This is a genomic window from Streptomyces sp. NPDC058576, from assembly GCF_042718715.1.
Lineage (GTDB): Bacteria > Actinomycetota > Actinomycetes > Streptomycetales > Streptomycetaceae > Streptomyces.
Window position 1 is genome coordinate 18,172 of the sequence record NZ_JBHXPF010000064.1, and the last position, 23,236, is coordinate 41,407.

At 71.7% G+C, this 23,236-nt stretch carries 24 protein-coding genes; 19 read left to right on the top strand and 5 right to left on the bottom strand.

Annotated elements, in window-relative coordinates:
- Positions 1–100: 100 nt before the first annotated feature.
- Together ACFWRV_RS30770 and ACFWRV_RS30775 are read right to left on the bottom strand one after the other, a co-directional pair.
- Positions 101–919 (bottom strand): DUF3097 domain-containing protein, encoded by an 819-nt coding sequence (locus ACFWRV_RS30770; protein ID WP_384339189.1) that lies wholly within the window; start codon positions 917–919, stop codon positions 101–103.
- Positions 920–994: 75 nt separating this feature from the next.
- The gene (locus ACFWRV_RS30775) at positions 995–1,726 is read right to left on the bottom strand and encodes an MBL fold metallo-hydrolase (protein WP_384339190.1); all 732 of its coding nucleotides are present in this window, start codon (positions 1,724–1,726) and stop codon (positions 995–997) included.
- A gap of 174 nt (positions 1,727–1,900) precedes the next feature.
- Between ACFWRV_RS30775 and hrcA the strand changes: the two genes are divergently transcribed.
- From hrcA to ACFWRV_RS30810, 7 genes are all read left to right on the top strand, one after another.
- Positions 1,901–2,917 carry a heat-inducible transcriptional repressor HrcA gene (gene hrcA, locus ACFWRV_RS30780; protein ID WP_030585444.1) on the top strand — a complete coding sequence of 339 codons (1,017 nt, stop codon included), beginning with the start codon at positions 1,901–1,903 and terminating at the stop codon, positions 2,915–2,917.
- Entirely contained in the window at positions 2,918–4,057 is a 1,140-nt protein-coding gene (gene dnaJ, locus ACFWRV_RS30785) for a molecular chaperone DnaJ (RefSeq protein WP_384339191.1), read from the top strand.
- 132 nt (positions 4,058–4,189) lie between these two features.
- Positions 4,190–5,263 (top strand): nitronate monooxygenase, encoded by a 1,074-nt coding sequence (locus ACFWRV_RS30790; protein WP_384339192.1) that lies wholly within the window; start codon positions 4,190–4,192, stop codon positions 5,261–5,263.
- Positions 5,260–6,006, top strand: coding sequence for a 16S rRNA (uracil(1498)-N(3))-methyltransferase (locus ACFWRV_RS30795; RefSeq protein WP_384339193.1), 747 nt, complete (start codon positions 5,260–5,262; stop codon positions 6,004–6,006). Before ACFWRV_RS30790 ends, ACFWRV_RS30795 begins: the two co-directional genes overlap by 4 nt.
- Before the next feature lie 86 nt (positions 6,007–6,092).
- The gene (locus ACFWRV_RS30800) at positions 6,093–6,452 is read left to right on the top strand and encodes a histidine triad nucleotide-binding protein (protein WP_384339194.1); all 360 of its coding nucleotides are present in this window, start codon (positions 6,093–6,095) and stop codon (positions 6,450–6,452) included.
- Between the two features lie 25 nt (positions 6,453–6,477).
- Entirely contained in the window at positions 6,478–7,392 is a 915-nt protein-coding gene (locus tag ACFWRV_RS30805) for a ribonuclease Z (RefSeq protein ID WP_384339195.1), read from the top strand.
- A 30-nt stretch (positions 7,393–7,422) separates the two neighbouring features.
- Complete coding sequence (locus tag ACFWRV_RS30810) at positions 7,423–8,415, top strand: adenosine deaminase (RefSeq protein WP_384339196.1); 993 nt, start codon at positions 7,423–7,425, stop codon at positions 8,413–8,415.
- On the opposite strand, the gene ACFWRV_RS30815 is transcribed toward ACFWRV_RS30810, so the two are convergent.
- Positions 8,379–9,737: an MFS transporter gene (locus tag ACFWRV_RS30815; protein WP_384339197.1), complete on the bottom strand. Its 1,359-nt coding sequence runs from the start codon at positions 9,735–9,737 to the stop codon at positions 8,379–8,381. The two genes, ACFWRV_RS30810 and ACFWRV_RS30815, sit on opposite strands and share 37 nt — an antisense overlap.
- A gap of 470 nt (positions 9,738–10,207) precedes the next feature.
- On the opposite strand from ACFWRV_RS30815, the gene ACFWRV_RS30820 reads away from it, so the two are divergent.
- From ACFWRV_RS30820 to era, 8 genes are all read left to right on the top strand, one after another.
- A complete protein-coding gene (locus ACFWRV_RS30820; protein ID WP_384339198.1) occupies positions 10,208–11,395 on the top strand; it encodes a carbohydrate kinase family protein in 1,188 nt (395 codons plus the stop codon).
- 144 nt (positions 11,396–11,539) lie between these two features.
- Positions 11,540–12,604 carry a PhoH family protein gene (locus ACFWRV_RS30825; protein ID WP_384339199.1) on the top strand — a complete coding sequence of 355 codons (1,065 nt, stop codon included), beginning with the start codon at positions 11,540–11,542 and terminating at the stop codon, positions 12,602–12,604.
- Positions 12,605–12,616: 12 nt separating this feature from the next.
- Positions 12,617–13,114 carry an rRNA maturation RNase YbeY gene (ybeY, locus tag ACFWRV_RS30830; protein WP_003969265.1) on the top strand — a complete coding sequence of 166 codons (498 nt, stop codon included), beginning with the start codon at positions 12,617–12,619 and terminating at the stop codon, positions 13,112–13,114.
- Positions 13,111–14,409: a hemolysin family protein gene (locus ACFWRV_RS30835; RefSeq protein ID WP_384339200.1), complete on the top strand. Its 1,299-nt coding sequence runs from the start codon at positions 13,111–13,113 to the stop codon at positions 14,407–14,409. Before ybeY ends, ACFWRV_RS30835 begins: the two co-directional genes overlap by 4 nt.
- Positions 14,406–14,759 (top strand): MmcQ/YjbR family DNA-binding protein, encoded by a 354-nt coding sequence (locus tag ACFWRV_RS30840; RefSeq protein WP_384339201.1) that lies wholly within the window; start codon positions 14,406–14,408, stop codon positions 14,757–14,759. The genes ACFWRV_RS30835 and ACFWRV_RS30840 overlap by 4 nt, the downstream gene beginning before the upstream one ends.
- Before the next feature lie 34 nt (positions 14,760–14,793).
- Positions 14,794–15,609: an aminoglycoside adenylyltransferase family protein gene (locus ACFWRV_RS30845; protein ID WP_384339202.1), complete on the top strand. Its 816-nt coding sequence runs from the start codon at positions 14,794–14,796 to the stop codon at positions 15,607–15,609.
- A 34-nt stretch (positions 15,610–15,643) separates the two neighbouring features.
- Positions 15,644–16,006: a cytidine deaminase gene (locus ACFWRV_RS30850; protein ID WP_384339203.1), complete on the top strand. Its 363-nt coding sequence runs from the start codon at positions 15,644–15,646 to the stop codon at positions 16,004–16,006.
- Positions 16,007–16,091: 85 nt separating this feature from the next.
- Positions 16,092–17,066: a GTPase Era gene (gene era, locus ACFWRV_RS30855; protein WP_384339204.1), complete on the top strand. Its 975-nt coding sequence runs from the start codon at positions 16,092–16,094 to the stop codon at positions 17,064–17,066.
- A 37-nt stretch (positions 17,067–17,103) separates the two neighbouring features.
- Here the strand turns inward: era and ACFWRV_RS30860 are convergent, their stop codons facing one another.
- Together ACFWRV_RS30860 and ACFWRV_RS30865 are read right to left on the bottom strand one after the other, a co-directional pair.
- Positions 17,104–17,370: a protealysin inhibitor emfourin gene (locus ACFWRV_RS30860; protein ID WP_384339205.1), complete on the bottom strand. Its 267-nt coding sequence runs from the start codon at positions 17,368–17,370 to the stop codon at positions 17,104–17,106.
- Between the two features lie 70 nt (positions 17,371–17,440).
- Positions 17,441–18,517, bottom strand: coding sequence for a M4 family metallopeptidase (locus ACFWRV_RS30865; protein ID WP_384339206.1), 1,077 nt, complete (start codon positions 18,515–18,517; stop codon positions 17,441–17,443).
- A gap of 289 nt (positions 18,518–18,806) precedes the next feature.
- On the opposite strand from ACFWRV_RS30865, the gene leuA reads away from it, so the two are divergent.
- The 4 genes from leuA (at position 18,807) to ACFWRV_RS30885 (ending at position 23,169) form a co-directional block, all read left to right on the top strand.
- Positions 18,807–20,612: a 2-isopropylmalate synthase gene (leuA, locus tag ACFWRV_RS30870; protein ID WP_384339207.1), complete on the top strand. Its 1,806-nt coding sequence runs from the start codon at positions 18,807–18,809 to the stop codon at positions 20,610–20,612.
- A 163-nt stretch (positions 20,613–20,775) separates the two neighbouring features.
- Positions 20,776–21,480 carry a TerB family tellurite resistance protein gene (locus tag ACFWRV_RS30875; protein WP_384339208.1) on the top strand — a complete coding sequence of 235 codons (705 nt, stop codon included), beginning with the start codon at positions 20,776–20,778 and terminating at the stop codon, positions 21,478–21,480.
- A 64-nt stretch (positions 21,481–21,544) separates the two neighbouring features.
- Complete coding sequence (gene recO, locus ACFWRV_RS30880; RefSeq protein ID WP_006124319.1) at positions 21,545–22,291, top strand: DNA repair protein RecO; 747 nt, start codon at positions 21,545–21,547, stop codon at positions 22,289–22,291.
- Positions 22,292–22,353: 62 nt separating this feature from the next.
- On the top strand, positions 22,354–23,169 hold the full coding sequence (locus tag ACFWRV_RS30885; RefSeq protein WP_384339209.1) for an isoprenyl transferase: 816 nt from the start codon (positions 22,354–22,356) through the stop codon (positions 23,167–23,169).
- The last annotated feature ends 67 nt before the right edge of the window (positions 23,170–23,236 follow it).

A 23,236-nucleotide genomic window follows, 5' to 3' on the forward strand; every position in this document is an offset into this window, starting at 1 on the left:
CTCAATAACCGATGGTGCGTGTGGGACGCAGGCATTCACAGGGATCGGTACGTGATCCTCTTCAACGGGTCGCCGTCGGGCCGGCTTCCGGCCCCGGACATCAGTCCGGAAGCGTGACGAAGTCGATCAATTCCTCCACCCGGCCCAGCAGTTGGGGTTCCAGGTCCTTGTAGCTGCGGACCTTGGACAGGATGTGCTGCCAGGCCGCCCCGGTGTTCTCCGGCCACCCCAGCGCCCGGCACACGCCGGTCTTCCAGTCCTGCCCCCTCGGCACCACCGGCCAGGCGTCGATCCCCACCGAGGACGGCTTCACCGCCTCCCACACGTCGATGTACGGGTGCCCCACCACCAGCACATGGTCCCCGGTCACCCGATCGGCGATCCGGGACTCCTTGGAGCCGGGCACCAGATGGTCCACCAGCACTCCCAGCCGGGCGTCGGGCCCCGGCGCGAACTCCCCGACGATCGCCGGAAGGTCGTCCACGCCCTCCAGATACTCCACGACCACGCCCTCGATGCGCAGGTCGTCGCCCCACACCCGCTCCACCAGCTCCGCGTCGTGCCGGCCCTCCACATAGATCCGCCCGGCCCGCGCCACCCGGGCCCGCGCGCCCGGCACCGCCACCGAACCGGAGGCCGTACGGGCGGGCCGCACGGGGCCGCCGGGGCCCGGGCGCACCAGGGTGACGACCTTGCCCTCCAGCATGAAGCCGCGCGGCTCCATCGGGAACACCCGGTGCTTGCCGAAGCGGTCCTCCAGGGTCACCGTCGGTCCCTGGGCCGTCTTCTCGCAGCGGATCACGGCCCCGCAGAAGCCGGTGGCGACCTCCTCCACGACCAGATCGGGTTCGGCGGGCACCTCGGGCACGGGGGCGGACCTCTTCCACGGCGGGGTCAGGTCCGGCTGGTAGCTGCGCATGGCCCGACGATAATCCGCCCGCCGCCGTGAAGATCCTCACCCCGCTGCGAAGGTCCCGCGCCGCCGTGAAGATCCTCACGCCACCGCGAACCGTTCCGCCAGCGCCGCCCGCTGCGCCCGGACGAAGCTCGCGTCCACCACCGCACCGTGCCCCGGAACGTACAGCGCGTCCTCGCCGCCCAGCTCCAGCAGCCGGTCCAGCGCGGCCGGCCAGCGCGAGGTGATCGCGTCCCGGCCCGCCTGCGGCTCGCCCGACTCCTCGACCAGGTCGCCGCAGAACACCACCGGAGGCTCACCGTCCGAGCCCGGCACCAGCACCGCGAGGTCGTGACCGCTGTGCCCCGGGCCCACGTTCGCCAGCAGCACCTGACGGCCGCCCCCCAGGTCGAGCGTCCAGTCGCCGCACACCTCGTGGTGCGGGGCCACCAGCGTGTCCGCCGACCGGGCCGCCTCGTCCTCCGGCACCCCGTGGCGCACGGCCGACGCGCACAGGCTCTCCGCCGCGTCCCGCAGCAGGGCCCCGACGCCCACCGCCCCGTACACCTGGGCCCCGGCGAACGCCGCCGTGCCCAGCACATGATCGAAGTGCGGGTGGCTCAGTGCGATATGCGTCACCCTCCGCCCAAGCAGCGCCTCGGCCTGCCGCCGCAGCTCGACGCCCTCGCGCAGGGTCGCGCCCGTGTCGTACAGCAGCACCCCGTCCGGCCCGGCGGCCAGCGCGGCGGTGGCGTCCCAGCCGGGGAGCCGCCGCCTGCCGATACCGTGGCCCAACCGCTCCCAGCCGAAGTCTTCCCAAGCGACGTCCATACCACGACGCTATCGGCAACGACCTGCGCAGTCCCCTGGGAGCGTGGCCGGTCGCCCTTGCCCCGGCCCCACCCCACCCCCGTACACTGACGGGGGGATTGCTGGCACTCGTACGCACCGAGTGCCAGCCGGACACCGGAGAGATCCGGAGAGACACAGCTGGAGGTGTGCGCGATGCTCAGCGAACGCAGACTCGAAGTGCTGCGCGCCATCGTCCAGGACTATGTCGGCACCGAGGAGCCCGTCGGCTCCAAGGCGCTGACCGAGCGGCACCGGCTGGGGGTCTCCCCGGCCACCGTCCGCAACGACATGGCGGTGCTGGAGGACGAGGGCTTCATCGCCCAGCCGCACACGAGCGCGGGACGCATCCCGACCGACAAGGGGTACCGCCTCTTCGTCGACAAGCTCGCGGGCGTCAAGCCGCTGTCCTCGCCCGAGCGCCGGGCCATCCAGAACTTCCTCGACGGCGCGGTCGACCTCGACGACGTGGTCGGCCGGACCGTCCGGCTGCTCGCGCAGCTGACCCGGCAGGTCGCCGTCGTGCAGTACCCCTCGCTGACCCGTTCGACGGTGCGGCACGTGGAGCTGCTGGCGCTCGCCCCCGCCCGGCTGATGCTCGTCCTGATCACGGACACCGGCCGGGTCGAACAGCGTATGATCGACTGCCCTGCGCCGTTCGGCGAGGCATCGCTCGCGGATCTGCGGGCCCGGCTCAACAGCCGGGTCGTCGGACGCCGCTTCGCGGATGTCCCGCGCCTGGTGCAGGAGCTGCCGGAATCCTTCGACAGCGAGGACCGGGGAACCGTTTCCACGGTTCTCTCCACCCTCCTCGAAACGCTGGTCGAGGAGACGGAGGAGCGGCTGATGATCGGCGGCACCTCCAACCTCACCCGCTTCGGACACGACTTCCCGGTGATGATCCGGCCGGTGCTGGAAGCACTGGAAGAACAGGTCGTCCTGCTGAAGCTGCTCGGTGAGGCAACGGACTCCGGCATGACCGTACGGATCGGGCACGAGAACGCCCACGAGGGGCTCAACTCCACGTCCGTCGTCGCGGTCGGCTACGGTTCGGGCGACGAGGCAGTCGCCAAACTCGGCGTGGTCGGACCGACCCGCATGGACTACCCCGGAACGATGGGAGCGGTACGCGCAGTGGCACGTTACGTCGGACAGATCCTGGCGGAGTCGTAAGTGGCCACGGACTACTACGCCGTACTCGGCGTGCGCCGCGACGCATCTCAGGACGAGATCAAGAAGGCATTCCGTCGGCTCGCACGCGAGCTGCACCCGGATGTCAACCCGGACCCGAAGACCCAGGAGCGGTTCAAGGAGATCAACGCCGCTTACGAGGTGCTCTCGGACCCGCAGAAGAAGCAGGTCTACGACCTCGGCGGCGACCCGCTCTCCGCCGGCGGCGGGGGTGGCGGCGCCGGCGGTTTCGGAGCCGGCAACTTCGGCAACTTCTCCGACATCATGGACGCCTTCTTCGGCAACGCCGCGCAGCGCGGGCCCCGTTCGCGGACCCGGCGCGGCCAGGACGCCATGATCCGGCTGGAGATCGACCTCAACGAGGCGGCCTTCGGCACCACCAAGGACATCCAGGTCGACACGGCCGTCGTCTGCAACACCTGCAGCGGCGAGGGCGCGGCCCCCGGCACCTCCGCGCAGACCTGTGACATGTGCCGCGGCCGCGGCGAGGTCTCGCAGGTCACCCGGTCCTTCCTGGGCCAGGTCATGACCTCGCGGCCCTGCCCGCAGTGCCAGGGCTTCGGCACGGTCGTGCCGACGCCCTGCCCGGAGTGCGCCGGCGACGGCCGCATCCGCTCGCGGCGCACGCTCACGGTCAAGATCCCGGCGGGCGTCGACAACGGCACCCGTATCCAGCTCGCCGGAGAGGGCGAGGTCGGCCCCGGCGGCGGCCCGCCCGGCGACCTCTACGTGGAGATCCACGAGCTGCCGCACGCCGTCTTCCAGCGCCGCGGCGACGACCTGCACTGCACGGTCACCATCCCCATGACGGCCGCGGCCCTCGGCACCAAGTGCCCGCTGGAGACGCTGGACGGCCTGGAGGAGATCGACATCCGGCCCGGCACCCAGTCCGGCCAGTCCGTGCCCCTGCACGGGCGCGGGATCACCCATCTGCGCGGTGGCGGCCGGGGTGACCTGATCGTGCACGTCGAGGTGATGACCCCGTCCAAGCTCGACCCCGAGCAGGAGCGGCTGCTGCGGGAGCTGTCCAAGCTGCGCGGCGAGGAACGGCCCTTGGGCCAGTTTCAGCCAGGTCAGCAGGGCCTCTTCTCCCGTCTGAAGGACGCGTTCAACGGTCGCTGAACCGCTTTCCGCCTTTCACCGCACCGCCCGCCGGTTCTCCACCGGCGGGCGGTGCGGCGTACGGCGGGAGATCCGGTCAGGCCGTCGGCTGGCTGATTCGGCCCCGTGCACGGGACGTGGCACGATGCGGTCATGTCCTCCGAGTTGACCGATCTCTGCCGGTATCCGATCGTGCAGGCCCCCATGGCGGGCGGCACGTCCGGACCCCAGCTCGCCGGGGCCGTCGCCGAAGCAGGCGGGCTCGGATTCCTGGCCGCCGGGTACAAGACGGCGGACGGGATGTACAACGAGATCAAACAGGTGCGCCGGCTCACCGGCGGGCCGTTCGGCGTCAACCTCTTCATGCCGCAGCCCGCGCTCGCCGACCCCAGTGCCGTCGAGGTCTACCGCCACCAGCTCGCCGGCGAGGCCGCCTGGTACGAGACCCCGCTCGGCGACCCGGACAGCAGCGGCGACGACGGCTACGAGGCGAAGGTCGCGATCCTGCTGGAGGACCCGGTCCCGGCCGTCTCCTTCACCTTCGGCTGCCCCACCCGCGACACGCTGGACGCCTTCGCCCGGGCCGGGACGCACACCATCGTCACGGTCACCTCCGCCGAGGAGGCCCAGAGCGCCCAGTGGGCGGGCGCCGACACCGTCTGCGTCCAGGGCGTCGAGGCGGGCGGCCACCAGTCCACCCACCGCGACGACCCGCAGGTCGACCAGACCGGCACCGGGCTGCTCTCCCTGGTCACCCAGGTCCGCGAGACCGTGCAGATCCCGATCGTCGCCACCGGCGGACTGATGCGCGGATCCCAGATCGCCGCCGTCCTCGCGGCGGGCGCGGACGCCGCCCAGCTCGGCACCGCCTTCCTGGTCTGCCCCGAGTCCGGCGCCCACCTGCTGCACAAGCAGGCCCTGACCAACCCCCTGTTCGTCCGCACCGAGCTGACCCGCGCCTTCTCCGGGCGGCCCGCCCGCGGCCTGGTCAACCGCTTCGTCCGGGAACACGGCCCGTACGCCCCCGCCGCCTACCCCCAGGTGCACTACGTCACCAGCGGGCTGCGCCAGGCCGCCGCCAAGGCCGGGGACGCCCAGGGCATGGCCCTGTGGGCCGGGCAGGGCCACCGGATGGCCCGCGAACTGCCCGCCGGTGAGCTGATCGAGCTGCTCGCCGCCGAACTGGAGGCCGCCCGGTCGGCCCTGAGCATGAGGAGCCCCCGGTGACCGCACCGGTCTTCGTCGTCGAACGGATGCCCACCGGGCCGCAGTTCGTCCTGGACGGCCCCGAAGGACGGCACGCCGTCTCCGTCAAGCGGCTCCGGACCGGCGAGGACGTCGTCCTCACCGACGGCCTCGGCCACTGGGCGGAGGGCGTCGTGCACGCCGCCGAGGGCAGGGACCGGCTCACCGTCACCCTCCGCGCGGGCGTCCAGGAGGAGCCCGCACCCGCACCCCGGATCACCGTCGTCCAGGCGCTCCCCAAGGGCGACCGGGGCGAACTGGCCGTCGAGACCATGACCGAGACCGGCATCGACGCGATCGTCCCCTGGCAGGCCGCCCGCTGCATCACCCAGTGGAAGGGCGAGCGGGGCGCCAAGGCCCTGACGAAATGGCGCAGTACGGCACGGGAGGCGGGCAAGCAGTCCCGCCGGGTGCGCTTCCCCGAGGTGGCCGACGCCATGACGACCAAGCAGGTCGCCGCCCTGCTCGCCGAAGCCGACTTCGCGGGGGTCCTCCACGAGGACCGCGATCACGACAGCACCCCGCTCGCCACCGCCGAACTCCCGGCCGGGGGCTCGATCGTGCTCGTCGTCGGCCCGGAGGGCGGCGTCTCCCCGCAGGAGCTGGCCGCCTTCGCCGGGGCGGGCGCCCGCCCCTACCGTCTCGGCCGCAGCGTGCTGCGCACCTCCACCGCCGGGACCGCAGCCACCGCGCTGCTGCTGGGACGCACCGGCCGCTGGGGATGAAAACCGGCCCTGACGGCCCGGGGATAGCATGCCCAGTACTGATCACCAGTGACCGTACCGATCACCAGCGACGAGGAGGCCCGGCCATGGCGGGAGAGCCGCAGTCCGACTGCCTGTTCTGCAAGATCGTCTCGGGAGAGATCCCGGCGACCATCGTCCGCGAGAGCGAGACCACCGTCGCCTTCCGCGACATCAACCCGCAGGCCCCCACCCACGTCCTCGTCATCCCGAAGGTCCACTACCCGGACGCCGCCTCCCTCGCCGCCGCCGAACCGCTCATCGCCGCCGACGTTCTGCGCGAGGCCGGAGTGGTCGCCGCGGACGAGAAGGTCGACTCCACCGGCTACCGGATCATCCTCAACACGGGCTCCGGCGCCGGCCAGACCGTCTTCCACGCGCACGCCCACGTCCTGGGCGGCCGCGGCCTCCAGTGGCCCCCCGGATAACCCCCGCACCGCAGGAGCGTTCCCCATGTCCGTACGCGAGCTGGTGGTGCTCGGCACCGCCAGCCAGGTACCCACCCGCCACCGCAACCACAACGGCTATCTGCTGCGCTGGGACGGCGAGGGCATCCTCCTCGATCCCGGCGAGGGCACCCAGCGCCAGATGCTGCGGGCCGGGGTCGCCGCGCACGACATCGACCGGATCTGTGTCACCCACTTCCACGGCGACCACTCCCTCGGGCTCGCCGGGGTGATCCAGCGGATCAACCTCGACCAGGTGCCGCACCCGGTCACCGCCCACTACCCGGCGAGCGGGCAGCACTTCTTCGACCGGCTGCGGTACGCCACCGCCTACCGCGAGACCGTCGAACTCACCCAGGTCCCGGTCACCGGTGACGGCGGCATCCTCGCCACCACCCCCGCGTACACCCTGGACAGCAGGAAGCTCTCGCACCCCGTCGAGTCGTACGGCTACCGCCTCACCGAGCCCGACACCCGGCGCATGCTGCCGGCCCTGCTCCAGGAGCACGGCATCGCCGGACCGGACGTAGGCCGCCTCCAGCGCGAGGGCTCCCTCGGCGGCGTCACCCTGGAGCAGGTCTCCGAACACCGGCGCGGCCAGCGGTTCGCGTTCGTCATGGACACCCGGCTCTGCGACGGGGTGTACGCGCTCGCCGAGGGCTGCGACATGCTCGTCATCGAGTCGACCTTCCTCGACGAGGACGGGAAACTCGCCGTCGACCACGGCCACCTGACCGCCGGACAGGCCGCCCGGGTCGCGAAGGAAGCGGGCGTGCGCCACCTCGTGCTGACCCACTTCTCCCAGCGCTACAGCGACCCGGAGCTCTTCGAGACCCAGGCCCGCGCCGCCGGGTTCGACGGCGAACTCACCATCGCCCAGGACCTGATCCGGGTCCCGCTGCCTCCCCGACACCACCACTGAACCCGCCGGCACCACCGTTTGCGAGACACCGTGCACCTCCCCAAGGCCGAACTCCACCTCCACATCGAAGGCACCCTCGAACCCGAACTGGCCTTCGCCCTCGCGGAACGCAACGGGGTGGCCCTGCCCTACGCCACCACCGACGAACTGCGCGCCGCCTACGAGTTCGAGGACCTCCAGTCCTTCCTGGACCTCTACTACGCGCTGATGGCCGTCCTGCGCACCGAGGAGGACTTCGCCGAACTCGCCGACGCCTACCTCGCCCGCGCCGCCGCGCAGGGCGTCAGGCACGCCGAGATCTTCTTCGACCCGCAGGCCCACACCGCCCGGGGCGTCCCCATCGGCACGGTCATCGAAGGCCTCGGCCGGGCCCTGGAGCGCAGCGAGGAGAACCACGGCGTCTCCACCCAGCTCATCCTGTGCTTCCTGCGCGACCTGTCCGCCGAATCGGCCCTCGGCACCCTGGACGCCGCGAAGCCGTACCTGCACCGGATCAGCGCCATCGGCCTGGACTCCGCCGAGGTCGGCCACCCGCCCGCCAAGTTCCGTGAGGTGTACGAGGCGGCCACCGCGCTCGGGCTGCGCAAGGTGGCCCATGCGGGGGAGGAGGGCCCGCCGGAGTACATCCGGGAGGCCCTGGACGTCCTCGGCGTCGAGCGCATCGACCACGGGCTGCGCTGCCTGGAGGACCCGGAGCTGGTGCGGCGGCTGGTCACCGACCGGGTGCCGCTCACGCTCTGCCCGCTCTCCAACGTGAGGCTGCGCACGGTCGACAAGCTCGCGGACCACCCGCTGCCGCGGATGATGGCCGCGGGGCTGCTCTGCACGGTCAACTCCGACGACCCCGCCTACTTCGGCGGGTACGCCGGAGACAACTTCGACGCCGTCCGCGACGCGCTCGCCCTGGACCCGGAGCAGCTGCGCGCCCTGGCCCGGAACTCCTTCGAGGCGGCCTTCCTCGACCACGACGAGGAGCGCCGGGCGCGCTACCTGTCCGAGGTCGAGGCGTACGCGTTCGACTGACCGGAACCGCCGTCCGGACCGGCCGTCCGGATCGCGCTGCGCACCAGCCTGCGCCGCAGCGCCGGAACGCGCAGCTCCGTGACGGCCTGCTCCGGTGAACCGAGCTTCGGCACCGCGCCGGGCAGACCGCCGGTGGTGGCGGCGAGCAGGGCGGCCGGGGCGCCACCGCGGCGGCGCACCGAACCGGGCACCAGCGGACGGCCGCCGGTGTGCAGTGCCACGGCGGTCACCGGGGCGGCGACCAGCAGGGTGGCCGCCCCCAGGATCAGGCCCATCGCCGGGTAGCCGGCCTCCTCGGAGAGCACGCTGCCCAGCAGCGGGCCGCAGGCCACCCCCACCGAGGAGGCCGAGCCCGCCAGCACCGCCCAGCGGCCGCGTACGTCCAGGGATGCGGCCAGGCCGATGAGGTAGGAGAGGACCACCGGGTAGACGGTGTTCCACATGATCTCGCCGGTCGCGAACGACCCGAGGTCCGTGGCCGAGGAGCTGAGCACGATGCTCGCCGCGATGACCACGGTCCCGAGCCCGATCGGCACCGCCCGGCCGAGCCGCGCGCCGAGCAGCCCGGCGCCCGTCACCCCGAGCAGACCCGCGCCGAGCGCGGCCGCGAACACCGCGCCCACGGTGACCTCGGACAGCCCCACCTGGACCACGCCGATGCGGCTGCTCACGCCCCACAGCGCGTTCTGCGCCATGGACCAGACGAGCATGCCGCCCGCCAGGACGAGCCCGGAGCGGCGGTGCGGCAGCCGGCCGGTGATCGGCGAGGTGGTCCCCTCCGCCGTCGTCGCCCCGCCGAGCCGGCCGGTCGCGGGCCAGACGAGCAGGGCGACCAGGGCGATCGCGGCGAACGGAAGCCGGTGGCCGCCGCCGAGGTGAGGGATGGTCAGATAGAGGACGCCCGCCGTGGCGGACACGGTGAGCAGCCCGAGCGAGGACGTCCGGTGCGGGTCGCGCCGGGCGGCGATCCCGGCCGCGGCGACCGCCGTCGCGGTGCCCGAGCCGAAGCCGCCGACCATCACGCCGAGCACCACCAGCGGTACGGACCCGGCGAGCGCGGCGCAGCCGTAGCCGATGGCGGCCAGCGCCAGTCCGACACGGGCGGGGGTGCGGGCCCCGAACCGTTCGACCCGGCCCGCCAGGGCGAAGCCGGCGCCGGCCGAGCTGAGGAGCAGGGCGCTGCCGACCAGGCCCGCCTGGGCGGGACTCAGCCCGAGGTGGACGCTGAGCCGGCCGACGACGGTGGGGAGCAGGTAGGAGGCGAGGTAACCGGCGGTGAACACGGCCACCAGGGGCCACGCGGCACCAGGGCGCGAGGACATGGGCGTTCCTGAAGACATGCCTGAGCAGGCAGGGGGAGGGGGAGGGGGTACTGCGCGAAAGACGTGGGGGTGCTGCCGCAGGGCAGCGGGTGCTGCGGAAAGGCATGGGGGTACTGCGAGAAGGGATGGGGGTGCTGCGGAGGTAGGGCGATATGCCAGGGGATTGCGGCGCTCGTCGGACAACGTCCCCGAAGGTGCTCGCGGGGCAATTTGTATCAAGCGCTTCCGGCTCCCCGAAAGCCGCCCCGATGTGATCTGGGTCACTTCTGCGTTTATGCAGCGAAACCCCGGGTATTAGCGCATGTTTATGCAGGTCAGACGTGCTGCGAACACATGGGCGCGGACCCTGCGTTCGGTCGGGCGGATCGGGCAGACTGGCCGCATCTCACACGGTCCGGATCACGTCGCGATCCGCACCCCACGCGGTCCGGGATCCGCCGGGATCCGCCGCACGACTCCGGGAGCGCACGGTGAGCACAGAGACCGCGGGCATCGACCCGCTGCAGGCGCTGCGCGCCCCCCGCGACCCCGCCTGCGACGTCTTCCTGACGGGCCCGGTCTTCCTCGACATCATCTTCACCGGCCTCGACAGCGCCCCCGTACGCGGCACCGAGTCCTGGGCCCGGGGGATGGGCTCCAGCCCCGGCGGCGTCGCCAACATGGCCACCGCCCTCGCCCGACTCGGCCTGCGCACCTCGCTCGCCGCCGCCTTCGGCGACGACCACTACGGGGAGTACTGCTGGGACGCCCTGGAGCAGGGCGAGGGCATCGACCTTTCGATGTCGCACACCGTCCCCGGCTGGCACTCCCCGGTCACCGTCTCCATGGCGTACGAGGGCGAGCGCACGATGGTCTCGCACGGCCACGAGGCCCCCGCGCCCACCGGAGCCTCCGCGCACGCCAAAACCCCCGCGCACGCCGCAACCCCCGCGCACATCAGGCCCACCGGAGCCGCCGCCCCCACCGGAGCCGCCACCGCCCCCGGCCCGGCCTTCCCGCACTGTCCGCCGCGCGCCCGCGCCGCCATCGCCCCGCTCGTCCCGGGCCGGAGCGAGCCCTGGGTGGCCACCGCCGCCCGCGACGGCGCTCTCCTCTTCGCCGACGTCGGCTGGGACGAGACCGGCCGCTGGGACCTGGACGCCCTGCCCGACCTGGCCCACTGCGAGGCGTTCCTGCCCAACGCCGAGGAGGCGATGCGCTACACCCGTACCGACTGCCCCCGCACCGCCGCCCACGCGCTCGCCGAACGCGTCCCGCTCGCCGTGGTCACCCTGGGGGCCGAGGGCGCGTACGCCGTCGACGGCCGCACGGGCGCCGCCGCCGAGGTGCCCGCCATCGCGGTGGAGGCGCTCGACCCGACCGGCGCGGGGGACGTCTTCGTCGCCGGCTTCGTGACCGGCACCCTCGCCGACTGGCCGCTCGCCGACCGGCTCGCCTTCGCCGGGCTCACCGCCGCCCTCTCGGTCCAGGAGTTCGGCGGCTCGCTCTCCGCCCCCGGCTGGGCCGAGGTCGCCGCCTGGTGGCAGCGCATCCGCACCCTCGACGACCAGGACCCGGCCGCCCTGGAGCGGTACGCCTTCCTGGACGACCTGCTGCCCACCACGGCCCGCGCCTGGCCGCTGCGGCGCGCGGTGCCCACGATCGGCTTCCGCCAATGAGCGGACGGTGACGGCCGCGTCGCACACACGGCCGGTAAAACCTCTCGGTGTTGTCACCGCCAGGTCGTAGGCTTGGTGGTCCAGAGGTTGTCGAGCAGCGAGAACCCTGCAACGGGAGGTATGCGCAGGCCCGAGGGCCGGCCCATGACTCAGTCACCCACACAGCCGCAGGCGCGTGCCCAGATCAGAATCCCGGCCGCACACCCCATGGTGATGCTCCTGGGATCGGGAGACTCGCTGTTGCGCGTGATCGAAGAGGCTTTCCCGGCGGCCGACATCCATGTCCGGGGCAACGAGATCAGTGCCACGGGCGAGGGCGCCGACGTCGCCCTCATCCAACGCCTGTTCGACGAGATGATGCTCGTGCTCCGCACCGGAGCGCCGATGACGGAGGACGCAGTGGAACGGTCGATCGCCATGCTCAGGGCGGCCGGCAACGGACAGGGAGACCCCCAGGGCGAGACGCCCGCCGAGGTGCTCACGCAGAACATCCTCTCCAACCGCGGCCGCACCATCCGCCCAAAGACGCTCAACCAGAAGCGGTACGTCGACGCCATCGACGAGCACACGATCGTGTTCGGCATCGGCCCCGCCGGTACGGGCAAGACCTACCTCGCCATGGCCAAGGCGGTCCAGGCCCTCCAGTCCAAGCAGGTCAGCCGGATCATCCTGACCCGGCCCGCCGTCGAGGCGGGGGAGCGGCTCGGCTTCCTGCCGGGCACCCTGTTCGACAAGATCGACCCGTATCTGCGCCCGCTCTACGACGCCCTGCACGACATGCTCGACCCCGACTCGATCCCGCGGCTGATGGCGGCGGGCACGATCGAGGTCGCGCCGCTGGCCTACATGCGTGGCAGAACCTTGAATGACGCCTTCATCATCCTCGACGAGGCGCAGAACACCAGCGCCGAGCAGATGAAGATGTTCCTCACCCGCCTCGGCTTCGACTCCAAGATCGTCATCACCGGTGACGTCACCCAGGTCGACCTGCCGAGCGGCACCAAGAGCGGCCTGCGGCAGGTCCAGGAGATCCTGGAGGGCCTGGACGACGTGCACTTCTCCCGGCTCACCTCCCAGGATGTCGTCCGGCACAAGCTCGTCGGCCGTATCGTCGACGCGTACGAGAAGTACGACAGCCGAAACGGTCAGCAGGACGGTCAGGCGGAAGGCCGCCAGGACGGCCGACGCGACCGCCGTAAAGGGAAGTAGTCGCAGCGCACCATGTCGATCGACGTCAACAACGAGTCCGGAACCGAGGTCGACGAGCAGGCGATCCTCGACATCGCCCGCTACGCACTGGCCCGGATGCGGATCCACCCGCTGTCCGAGCTCTCGGTGATCGTGGTGGACACCGACGCCATGGAGCAGCTGCACATCCAGTGGATGGACCTCCCCGGTCCGACCGATGTCATGTCCTTCCCGATGGACGAGCTGCGTCCGCCGGCCAAGGACGACGAGGAGCCCCCGCAGGGGCTCCTCGGTGACATCGTGCTCTGCCCTGAGGTCGCGAAGAAGCAGGGCGAAGAGGCCCCGACGCAGCACTCCATGGACGAGGAGCTCCAGCTCCTGACCGTCCACGGAGTGCTGCACCTGCTGGGGTACGACCACGAGGAGCCGGACGAGAAGGCCGAGATGTTCGGTCTCCAGGCCGCCATCGTGGACGGCTGGCGCGGTGAGCACGGGCTCACCGGCGCGTCCCCCGCCCCCACCGTCTCGTGATGGCCCCGTTGATCGTCGGCGCCGTCCTGCTGGTCATGGTCGGCTGGCTGGCCGCCTGTGCCGAGGCCGGCATCGCCCGCACCTCCAGCTTCCGGGCGGACGAGGCGGTCCGCTCCGGCCGGCGCGGCAGCGCGAAGCTCGCGCAGATCGCCGCCGACCCGACCCGCTATCTCAACGTCGCCCTGCTGGTGCGGGTCGCCTGCGAGATGTCGGCCGGGGTCCTCGTCACCTACGTCTGCCTCCAGGAGTTCCCCGAGACCTGGGAGGCGCTGGCCGTCGCGATGGGGGTGATGGTCCTCGTCTCCTACGTCGCCATCGGCGTCTCCCCGCGCACGATCGGCCGCCAGCACCCGCTGAACACGGCCACGGCCTCGGCGTACGTCCTGCTGCCGCTGGCCCGGATCATGGGGCCGATCCCGCAGCTGCTGATCCTCGTCGGCAACGCGCTGACCCCGGGCAAGGGGTTCCGCAAGGGCCCGTTCGCCAGCGAGGCCGAGTTGCGGGCCATGGTCGACCTCGCCGAGGCGGAGTCGCTCATCGAGGACGACGAGCGCCGCATGGTGCACTCCGTCTTCGAGCTGGGCGACACCCTGGTCCGCGAGGTCATGGTGCCGCGCACCGACCTCGTCTCCATCGAGCGCTACAAGACGATCCGCCAGGCCCTCACCCTCGCCCTGCGCTCCGGCTTCTCCCGGATACCGGTCACCGGCGAGAACGAGGACGACGTCGTCGGGATCGTCTACCTGAAGGACCTGGTCCGCAAGACGCACATCAACCGCGAGTCCGAGGCCGACCCGGTCTCCACCGCGATGCGCCCCGCCGCCTTCGTCCCCGACACCAAGAACGCCGGGGACCTGCTGCGCGAGATGCAGCAGGACCGCAGCCATGTCGCGGTCGTCATCGACGAGTACGGCGGCACCGCGGGCATCGTCACCATCGAGGACATCCTGGAGGAGATCGTCGGCGAGATCACCGACGAGTACGACCGGGAGCTGCCGCCCGTCCAGGAGCTGGAGAACGGCTGCTACCGGGTCACCGCCCGGCTCGACATCGGGGACCTCGGCGACCTCTTCGGGCTCGACGAGTACGACGACGAGGACGTGGAGACCGTCGGCGGCCTGCTCGCCAAGGCGCTCGGCCGGGTCCCGATCGCCGGCGCCTCGGCCGTCGTCGAGCTGCCGGACCAGCGCCGGCTCCGGCTCACCGCGGAGTCCCCGGCGGGCCGCCGGAACAAGATCGTCACGGTGCTCGTGGAGCCCGAGCACAAGGAACCCGAGGAGAAGGAAGCGGAATGACGCCGGAGCGGCTGCGGGCCTTCTGCCTGGAGTTCAACGCGAGCGTGGAGGAGTTCCCGTTCGGCCCTGAGACCTCGGTCTTCAAGGTGCTCGGCAAGATGTTCGCCCTCACCGCGCTGGACGCCCGCCCGCTCACGGTCAACCTCAAGTGCGATCCCGACGAGGCGATCCGGCTGCGCGAGACGCACCCCGCGATCGTGCCCGGCTGGCACATGAGCAAGCGGCACTGGAACACGGTCACCGTCTCCGGCGTCCCGGACCGGCTGCTGCGCGAGATGATCGAGGACTCCTACGACCTGGTGGTCTCGGGGCTCCCGAAGGCGGAGCGGCTCCGCCTGGACCGCCCGTAGGGGCGACCCGCAGGTCAGGGAAGGGGCCACGGACGTGACCGGACAACTCGACCGGACCGTCGGTCTGCTCCAGGACGTGCTGGGGCCCGACCTCCTCGGCTCCTGCCTCCACGGCTCCGCCGTGCTCGGAGGCCTGAAACCGGCCAGCGACCTCGACGTCCTCGCCGTGACCCGGCGGAGCCTGGACGAGCACCGGCGACGGGCGCTGCTCGCGGGCGTCCTGGAGATCTCCGGCCTCACGGCCCAGGTCCGGCCGGTCGAGCTCACCGTCGTCGTGCAGTCCGAGATCCGCCCCTGGCGCTACCCGCCGACGGCCGACTTCCTCTACGGCGAGTGGCTCCGCGGCGAACTCTCCGCGAGCGGACCACCGCACCCCGCGCCCCTGCCGGACCTGGCCCTGGTGCTCGACGCCGCCCGGGCGGGCGACCACCCCCTCACCGGACCGCCCCCCGCCCGGCTCATCGACCCCGTGCCCCACGCCGACCTCGTCCGGGCGAGCCTCGCCGGCCTCCCCGAACTCCTCGGCGACCTGGCCGAGGACACCCGTAACGTCCTGCTCACCCTGGCCCGCGTCTGGACCACCCTGGCCACCGGGGAGATCCGGCCGAAGGACGCCGCCGCGGACTGGGCCGTCGCCCGGCTCCCCGCGGAGCACCGCCCGGTCCTGGAACACGCCAGGGACCTGTACCGCGGCAGCCACTACGCGGACGAGCGCTGGAGCGAGGAGCTGGCGGCCCGGGTGCGTCCGCATGTGGACGAGGTGCTCGCCCGCATCGACCTCCTGCGCGGTGAGGCCGAGGATGCCCCGCCCCCAACTCCCCGACCGCCCCTCGGACGCCGGGGCGAGTGATCCGGGACGCCCGCCCGCTTCGTATGCTCGTGCCATGACCGACACCACCAACGCCGCCGGCCTCGACGCCGAGGACCGCAAGATCGTCACCCTGGCGCGCAGCGCCCGCGCCCGCAACGGGGTGCCCGAGGGCGCGGCCGTACGCGACGAGACGGGACGTACGTATGTCGCGGGCACGGTGGCGCTGGAGTCGCTGAAGCTCAGCGCGCTGCGGACCGCCGTCGCCATGGCGGTGGCCAGCGGCGCCACCTCGCTGGAGGCGGCCGCCGTGGTCTCCGCCGCCGAGACCCCCTCCGACGACGACCGGGCGGCGGTCCGGGACCTGGGCGGGCCGGACACCCCGGTGCTGCTCGCGGGCCCCGACGGCACGCTGCGGGCGCGCGTCACAGCGGGCTGAAGGACCGCTCCGGCGGCCGTTCCGCCCGGCCCTCCGGCGCGTCCCGGCGTACCGCTGTACGAGAGCGCCGCCGGGATCGGGGAGAATGGTCGCCATGAGCGCTCGCCCGAACCAAGAATCCGCTGCCCCGCAAGCGGAGACCACCTCCCCCCACCGGGCAGGCTTCGCCTGCTTCGTGGGCCGCCCCAACGCCGGCAAGTCCACCCTCACGAACGCTCTCGTCGGTCAGAAGGTGGCGATCACCTCCAACCGCCCCCAGACCACCCGGCACACGGTGCGTGGCATCGTGCACCGTGACGACGCGCAGCTGATCCTGGTCGACACCCCCGGCCTCCACAAGCCGCGCACGCTGCTGGGCGAGCGGCTCAACGACGTCGTGCGGACGACCTGGGCCGAGGTCGACGTCATCGGCTTCTGCCTGCCCGCCGACCAGAAGCTCGGCCCCGGCGACAAGTACATCGTCAAGGAGCTCGCGGGGATCAAGAAGACTCCCAAGATCGCCATCATCACCAAGACCGACCTGGTCGAGTCCAAGGCACTCGCCGAACAGCTCCTCGCCGTCTCCGCGCTCGCGGAGGAGCTGGGCTTCGAGTGGGCCGAGATCGTGCCCGTGTCCGCCGTGAAGGACCAGCAGGTGAGCCTGCTCGCCGACCTCATCGCCCCGCTGCTCCCGGAGAGCCCGCCGCTCTACCCCGAGGGCGATCTCACCGACGAGCCGGAGATGGTCATGGTCGCGGAGCTGATCCGCGAGGCGGCGCTGGAGGGCGTACGCGACGAACTGCCGCACTCCATCGCGGTCGTCGTCGAGGAGATGCTGCCGCGCACGGACCGGCCGGCGGACAAGCCGCTGCTGGACATCCACGCCAACGTCTACATCGAGCGCCCCAGCCAGAAGGGCATCATCATCGGCCCGAAGGGCCAGCGGCTGAAGGACGTCGGCACCAAGTCCCGCAAGCACATCGAGGCACTGCTCGGCACCCCGGTCTTCCTGGACCTGCACGTGAAGGTCGCCAAGGACTGGCAGCGCGACCCCAAGCAGCTGCGGAAGCTGGGGTTCTAGGACACGCCCCAGGTCCCGCAGGCCACAGGCGCCGATCTCACGCGCCCTCCTTCAGGACGCGTGAGATCAGCGTGCGCTGCGCCCCGGTCAGATCGGGGTCAGCGCAGTACACGGTGCGTCCGTCGACCGTGATCTCGTACCGGAAGCCGTCCGGCACTCCCGTCGGCGGGGCGTCCCCGGCGGAGCCGAGCGTCTCCTCGGCGAGCGAGCGCCACTCCGCGGCGTCCGACCGGCCCTCGGTGTCGACCTCATGGCGGCGGGCGATGCCGGCGAAGCCGCCGGTCCGGCTGACCTGAATACGCATGGGGTCCTGTCTATCGGGGGCCGGACGGGCACTCAACCCCGCCCGCCGGCCGGGCACTCGACGGTCCGGGTCACGCCCGGGTGGAGACGCCCACCTCCGACCAGGCCTTGAGGACCGCCTCCCGCTCGTCCGCCTCGCCGAAGCGGGCGCCCGCCGCCGCGACCGTCAGCCGGGCGAACTCCGCGAAGTCCGCGTTCGCCGTCAGCTCGCCGCCGGTCAGCACGTCGAACCAGATCTGCCCGGCGCGCTCCCAGGAGTTGCCGCCCAGCGCGGTGGCCAGCAGGTGGAACGCGCGGTTGGGGATGCCGGAGTTGAGGTGGACGCCGCCGTTGTCCTCCTCCGTCTCGATGTAGTCGTCCATGGAGCCCGGCTGCGGGTCCTTGCCGAGGACATCGTCGTCGTACGCCGTGCCCGGGGCCTTCATCGAGCGCAGGGCGACCCCGCTCACCCGGGGCGCGAGCAGCCCGGCGCCGATCAGCCAGTCGGCCTGCTCCGCGCTCTGGCCCAGCGAGTACTGCTTGACCAGCGAGCCGATGACGTCGGACACCGACTCGTTGAGCGCGCCCGACTGGCCCTCGTAGCGCAGGTTGGCGGTGTACTGCGTCAGGCCGTGGGCCAGCTCGTGGGCGATCACGTCGACCGCGACGGTGAAGTCGAGGAAGATCTCGCCGTCGCCGTCCCCGAAGACCATCTGCTCGCCGTCGAAGAACGCGTTGTTGTACTCCTGGCCGTAGTGGACGGAGCCGATCAGCGGCAGGCCCTTGCCGTCGATGGAGCTGCGTCCGTACGCCGAGAGCAGCAGCTCGAAGGTGGCGCCGAGGCCGGCGTACGCGCGGTTGACGCTGGCGTCCGATGTGGGCTTGTCGCCCTCGTCGCGGACCTGGCGGCCGGGCAGCGTGGTGCCCCCCTCGCAGTCGTACAGCGTGCGGTGGGGCTTGCTCGGGACCGCGCCGGCGGTGTGCCTGGTCGGCGTCGCGGCGAGCGCCGTCAGCCGGCGGCGGTCGCGGCGCAGGGCGTCGGCCTCCAGGGTGCGGCGGGCCGGATCCGCGAGCCGGGGCTCGGCGGACCGGGACAGGTGATCGAGGACGTGGGGCGGAACGATGGTGCAGAAGACGGGGTGGAGATCGCCGTCGGTTCGAAGGTGCATACATCGACTGTGGCACTCCGTCACCGCGCTGTCACCGGTTGCGACGATGATTGACGAAATGGAGTGATGAGTCACTGTTTACCCGTCATCGATGCCTGGTCCCGCATACTGATACGGACCGACACCACGGGCCACACTCGGTTACGCTCGTCGCATCATGCGTTTCGGGCTGCTTCTCCTTAGCTGCCGCGGCGAGGGCCTGTAGTCGTAGGCCGACCCCCTCCCCGCGGAGTCTGGTGCTGCAGCGACACAGTCGGCCGACCCCCGCTGGACCGAGGAGCCCTACGCCATGACCACCGTGAATCCTGCCGGTAACACCGTGAATCCCGCCGTTGATTCCGTCGGCCGCCCCACCCCGATCACCAACGCGACGCAGCTGCAGAAGCCCTCCGGGATGCCGGTCCACAAGTACGGCGGCTACGAGGCCGTCGACATCGCCGACCGCACCTGGCCCGACAACCGCATCACCGTGGCGCCCCGCTGGCTCTCCACCGACCTGCGCGACGGCAACCAGGCCCTGATCGACCCGATGTCCCCGGCCCGCAAGCGCGAGATGTTCGACCTGCTGGTGAAGATGGGCTACAAGGAGATCGAGGTCGGCTTCCCGTCCTCCGGCGAGACCGACTTCAACTTCGTCCGCTCCATCATCGAAGAGGGCGCGATCCCCGAGGACGTGACGATCTCCGTCCTGACGCAGGCCCGCGAGGAGCTGATCGAGCGGACCGTGGAGTCGCTGGTCGGCGCCCGCCGGGCCACCGTCCACCTGTACAACGCCACCGCCCCGACCTTCCGCCGCGTCGTCTTCCGCGGCTCGCGCGAAGAGGTCAAGCAGATCGCGGTGGACGGCACCCGGCTGGTCATGGAGTACGCCGAGAAGATCCTGGGCCCCGAGACGGTCTTCGGCTACCAGTACAGCCCGGAGATCTTCACCGACACCGAGCTGGACTTCGCCCTGGAGGTCTGCGAGGCCGTCTGCGACGTGTGGCAGCCGGAGGAGGGCCGCGAGATCATCCTCAACCTGCCCGCCACCGTGGAGCGCTCCACGCCCTCCACGCACGCGGACCGCTTCGAGTGGATGTCCCGCAACCTCTCCCGCCGCGAGTTCGTCTGTCTGTCGGTCCACCCGCACAACGACCGGGGCACCGCCGTCGCCGCCGCCGAGCTGGCCGTCATGGCCGGCGCCGACCGCATCGAGGGCTGCCTGTTCGGCCAGGGCGAGCGCACCGGCAACGTCGACCTGGTCACCCTGGGCATGAACCTGTTCTCGCAGGGCGTGGATCCGCAGATCGACTTCTCGCAGATCGACGAGATCCGCCGCACCAGCGAGTACTGCAACCAGATGGAGATCCACCCGCGCCACCCCTACGCGGGCGATCTGGTCTACACCGCCTTCTCCGGCTCCCACCAGGACGCCATCAAGAAGGGCTTCGACGCGATGGAGAAGGACGCGTCGGCCCAGGGGAAGACGGTCGACGACCTCGAGTGGGCCGTGCCGTACCTGCCGATCGACCCGAAGGACGTCGGCCGCTCCTACGAGGCCGTCATCCGGGTCAACTCGCAGTCCGGCAAGGGCGGTATCGCGTACGTCCTGAAGAACGACCACAAGCTGGACCTGCCGCGCCGGATGCAGATCGAGTTCTCCCGGATCATTCAGGCCAAGACCGACGCCGAGGGCGGCGAGGTCACCCCGACGCAGATCTGGTCCACCTTCAAGGACGAGTACCTGCCGAACGCGGAGAGCGCCGCGGCTCGCTGGGGACGCATCCAGCTCCGTTCCGGCCAGACCACCTCCGACACCGACGGCACCGACACCCTGACCGTCGAGGCGGTCGTGGACGGCGCCGACACCGTCCTGACCGGCTCCGGCAACGGCCCGATCTCCGCGTTCTTCGAGGCGCTGCAGGCCATCGGCATCGACGCCCGGCTGCTGGACTACACCGAGCACACGATGAGCGAGGGGGCCAGCGCCCAGGCCGCCTCGTACATCGAGTGCGCGATCGACGGCAAGGTCCTGTGGGGCATCGGCATCGACGCCAACACCACCCGCGCCTCGCTGAAGGCGGTCGTCTCCGCGGTCAACCGCGCGGGCCGCTGACGCCCGAACGGCACTCCTGACCCCGATCGCCCGCTTTGGGTGGTCGGGGTTCGGCCATATCCGAGGGTTGTGACGTCCCAGAGGCTGACGTCACATCACGCATGTGGCTAACATCACGTCCAACACACGGCAGTGTTGCCGGAGCGTTACGGAGGTGTGCGACGTGCGATCAGTCAAAGGACAACGCGCTCTGAGGCCGGTCCTCTGCGGCGTTCGCACCGTCTGGGACGCCGTCGGCGACGGCGTCTTCTTCTGCCCCGGCTGCGGGGGAGACCGCAACTACCGCCGGCTCACCGGCCGCCGCCGCCTCACCGTCCTCGGCGTCCCGCTGGTCCGCCGGGGCGAGACCGAGCCCGTCGTCGAGTGCGCCGCCTGCCTCGCCCACCACGCCCCCGAGGCGCTGGACCACCCCACCACGACCCGGTTCTCCGCGATGCTCCGCGAGGCCGTCCACACCGTCACCCTGGCCGTCCTCGCCGCCGGGGGCACCACCTCCCGCACGGTCCTGGAGGCCGCCGTCGCCACCGTGCGCGACGCCGGGCTCGACGACTGCACCCAGGAGCAGCTGTTCACCGTCGTCGAGGTGCTGGCCGCCGACACCGGGCAGGGCTCCGGCACCGACCCGGCCGCCGAGGCCTGCGGCCCGACCCTCGCCATCGAGCTGCACGAGGTGCTGGCCCCGCTCGCCCCGCACCTGGCCACCGCGGGCCGCGAGTCCGTCCTCCTCCAGGGCGCCCGGATCGCGCTGGCCGACGGGCCCTACTGCGCGGCCGAACGCCAGGTCCTGACCACGGTCGGCAGCGCCCTCCAGCTCCCCGCCGACGACACCGCCCGCCTGCTGGCGGCAGCCGCCCGCACACCCTCGTAGCCCTCCTGGATCCACAACGGCCCACGGGCCCCGCCGCCGGCCCCCGGTGGGCGACAATGGACCCATGAGCTTGTTCCGGGACGACGGCATCGTGCTGCGTACGCAGAAACTGGGCGAGGCCGACCGGATCATCACGATCCTCACCCGCGGCCACGGCCGGGTCCGTGCCGTCGCGCGCGGGGTACGCCGCACCAAGTCCAAGTTCGGCGCCCGCCTGGAGCCCTTCTCCCACGTCGATGTGCAGTTCTTCGCCCGGGGCAGCGAGCTGGTCGGCCGCGGGCTGCCGCTCTGCACCCAGAGCGAGACGATCGCCCCGTACGGCGGCGGGATCGTCGCCGACTACGCCCGCTACACCGCGGGCACCGCGATGCTGGAGACCGCCGAGCGGTTCACCGACCACGAGGGCGAACCGGCCGTCCAGCAGTATCTGCTGCTCGTCGGCGGCCTGCGCACCCTCGCCCGGGGCGAGCACGCCCCCCACCTGATCCTGGACGCGTTCCTGCTGCGCTCGCTCGCGGTCAACGGGTACGCGCCCAGCTTCGAGGACTGCGCCAAGTGCGGAATGCCCGGTCCGAACCGGTTCTTCTCCGTCGCGGCGGGGGGCGTCATATGCGGTGACTGCCGGGTGCCCGGCAGCGTCGTACCCTCGGCACAGGCCCTCGAACTGCTGAGCGCACTGCTCAGCGGCGACTGGGCGACGGCGGACGCGTGCGAGGCGCGTCATGTCAGGGAGGGGAGCGGGCTGGTGTCCGCCTATCTGCACTGGCATCTGGAGCGCGGCCTGCGCTCGCTGCGGTACGTCGAGAAGTGACGCGGTGCGTCGGGCAGACGACGCGGTGCGTGGAGAAGTGACACAGGGAGACTGAGAAGCTCATGGCAGTACGCGGGATCCTCGGCGGCCGTAACCGGCGCACGTACAAGACCCCCGAGCCGCACCCCTCGGGCGCGACGCCGCCGAAGATCCCCGGCGAGCTGGTGCCCCAGCACGTCGCCGTCGTGATGGACGGCAACGGCCGCTGGGCCAAGGAGCGGGGTCTGCCCCGCACCGAGGGCCACAAGGTCGGTGAGGGCGTCGTCATGGACGTGCTCAAGGGCTGTATCGAGATGGGCGTGAAGAACCTCTCCCTCTACGCCTTCTCCACGGAGAACTGGAAGCGCTCCCCGGACGAGGTGAAGTTCCTGATGAACTTCAACCGCGACGTGATCCGCCGCCGCCGCGACGAGATGGACGAGCTCGGCATCCGCATCCGCTGGGTGGGCCGGATGCCCAAGCTGTGGAAGTCCGTCGTCCAGGAGCTCCAGGTCGCCCAGGAGCAGACCAAGGACAACGACAAGATGACGCTGTACTTCTGCGTCAACTACGGCGGGCGTGCCGAGATCGCGGACGCCGCGCAGGCCATCGCCCGGGACGTGGCGGCCGGGAAGCTCGACCCGTCCAAGGTCAATGAGAAGACCGTCGCGAAGTACATGTACTACCCGGACATGCCGGACGTGGACCTCTTCGTGCGCCCCAGCGGCGAGCAGCGCACCTCGAACTACCTGATCTGGCAGAGCGCGTACGCCGAGATGGTCTTCCAGGACGTTCTGTGGCCGGATTTCGACCGTCGGGACCTGTGGCGGGCCTGCCTGGAGTACGCGCAGCGCGACCGCCGCTTCGGGGGCGCGCAGGAGGCGCAGGCCGCCGAGTGAGCACGGAGAAGGGGCGGGGCCGGGTGGGGGTCCGGGGCCGCCCCGACAGCGGTTGGGTTGTACGCCG

Coding starts and splice junctions, on each gene's coding strand:
- recO (WP_006124319.1), top strand. CDS start 21,545: ATGAGCTTGTTCCGGGACGACGGCATCGTGCTGCGTACGCAGAAACTG.
- ACFWRV_RS30815 (WP_384339197.1), bottom strand. CDS start 9,737: ATGTCCTCGCGCCCTGGTGCCGCGTGGCCCCTGGTGGCCGTGTTCACC.
- ACFWRV_RS30885 (WP_384339209.1), top strand. CDS start 22,354: ATGGCAGTACGCGGGATCCTCGGCGGCCGTAACCGGCGCACGTACAAG.
- ACFWRV_RS30800 (WP_384339194.1), top strand. CDS start 6,093: ATGGCGGGAGAGCCGCAGTCCGACTGCCTGTTCTGCAAGATCGTCTCG.
- ACFWRV_RS30790 (WP_384339192.1), top strand. CDS start 4,190: ATGTCCTCCGAGTTGACCGATCTCTGCCGGTATCCGATCGTGCAGGCC.
- ACFWRV_RS30850 (WP_384339203.1), top strand. CDS start 15,644: ATGACCGACACCACCAACGCCGCCGGCCTCGACGCCGAGGACCGCAAG.
- hrcA (WP_030585444.1), top strand. CDS start 1,901: ATGCTCAGCGAACGCAGACTCGAAGTGCTGCGCGCCATCGTCCAGGAC.
- ACFWRV_RS30825 (WP_384339199.1), top strand. CDS start 11,540: ATGACTCAGTCACCCACACAGCCGCAGGCGCGTGCCCAGATCAGAATC.
- ACFWRV_RS30805 (WP_384339195.1), top strand. CDS start 6,478: ATGTCCGTACGCGAGCTGGTGGTGCTCGGCACCGCCAGCCAGGTACCC.
- ACFWRV_RS30865 (WP_384339206.1), bottom strand. CDS start 18,517: ATGCACCTTCGAACCGACGGCGATCTCCACCCCGTCTTCTGCACCATC.
- era (WP_384339204.1), top strand. CDS start 16,092: ATGGTCGCCATGAGCGCTCGCCCGAACCAAGAATCCGCTGCCCCGCAA.
- ACFWRV_RS30775 (WP_384339190.1), bottom strand. CDS start 1,726: ATGGACGTCGCTTGGGAAGACTTCGGCTGGGAGCGGTTGGGCCACGGT.
- ACFWRV_RS30840 (WP_384339201.1), top strand. CDS start 14,406: ATGACGCCGGAGCGGCTGCGGGCCTTCTGCCTGGAGTTCAACGCGAGC.
- ACFWRV_RS30860 (WP_384339205.1), bottom strand. CDS start 17,370: ATGCGTATTCAGGTCAGCCGGACCGGCGGCTTCGCCGGCATCGCCCGC.
- ACFWRV_RS30770 (WP_384339189.1), bottom strand. CDS start 919: ATGCGCAGCTACCAGCCGGACCTGACCCCGCCGTGGAAGAGGTCCGCC.
- leuA (WP_384339207.1), top strand. CDS start 18,807: ATGACCACCGTGAATCCTGCCGGTAACACCGTGAATCCCGCCGTTGAT.
- ybeY (WP_003969265.1), top strand. CDS start 12,617: ATGTCGATCGACGTCAACAACGAGTCCGGAACCGAGGTCGACGAGCAG.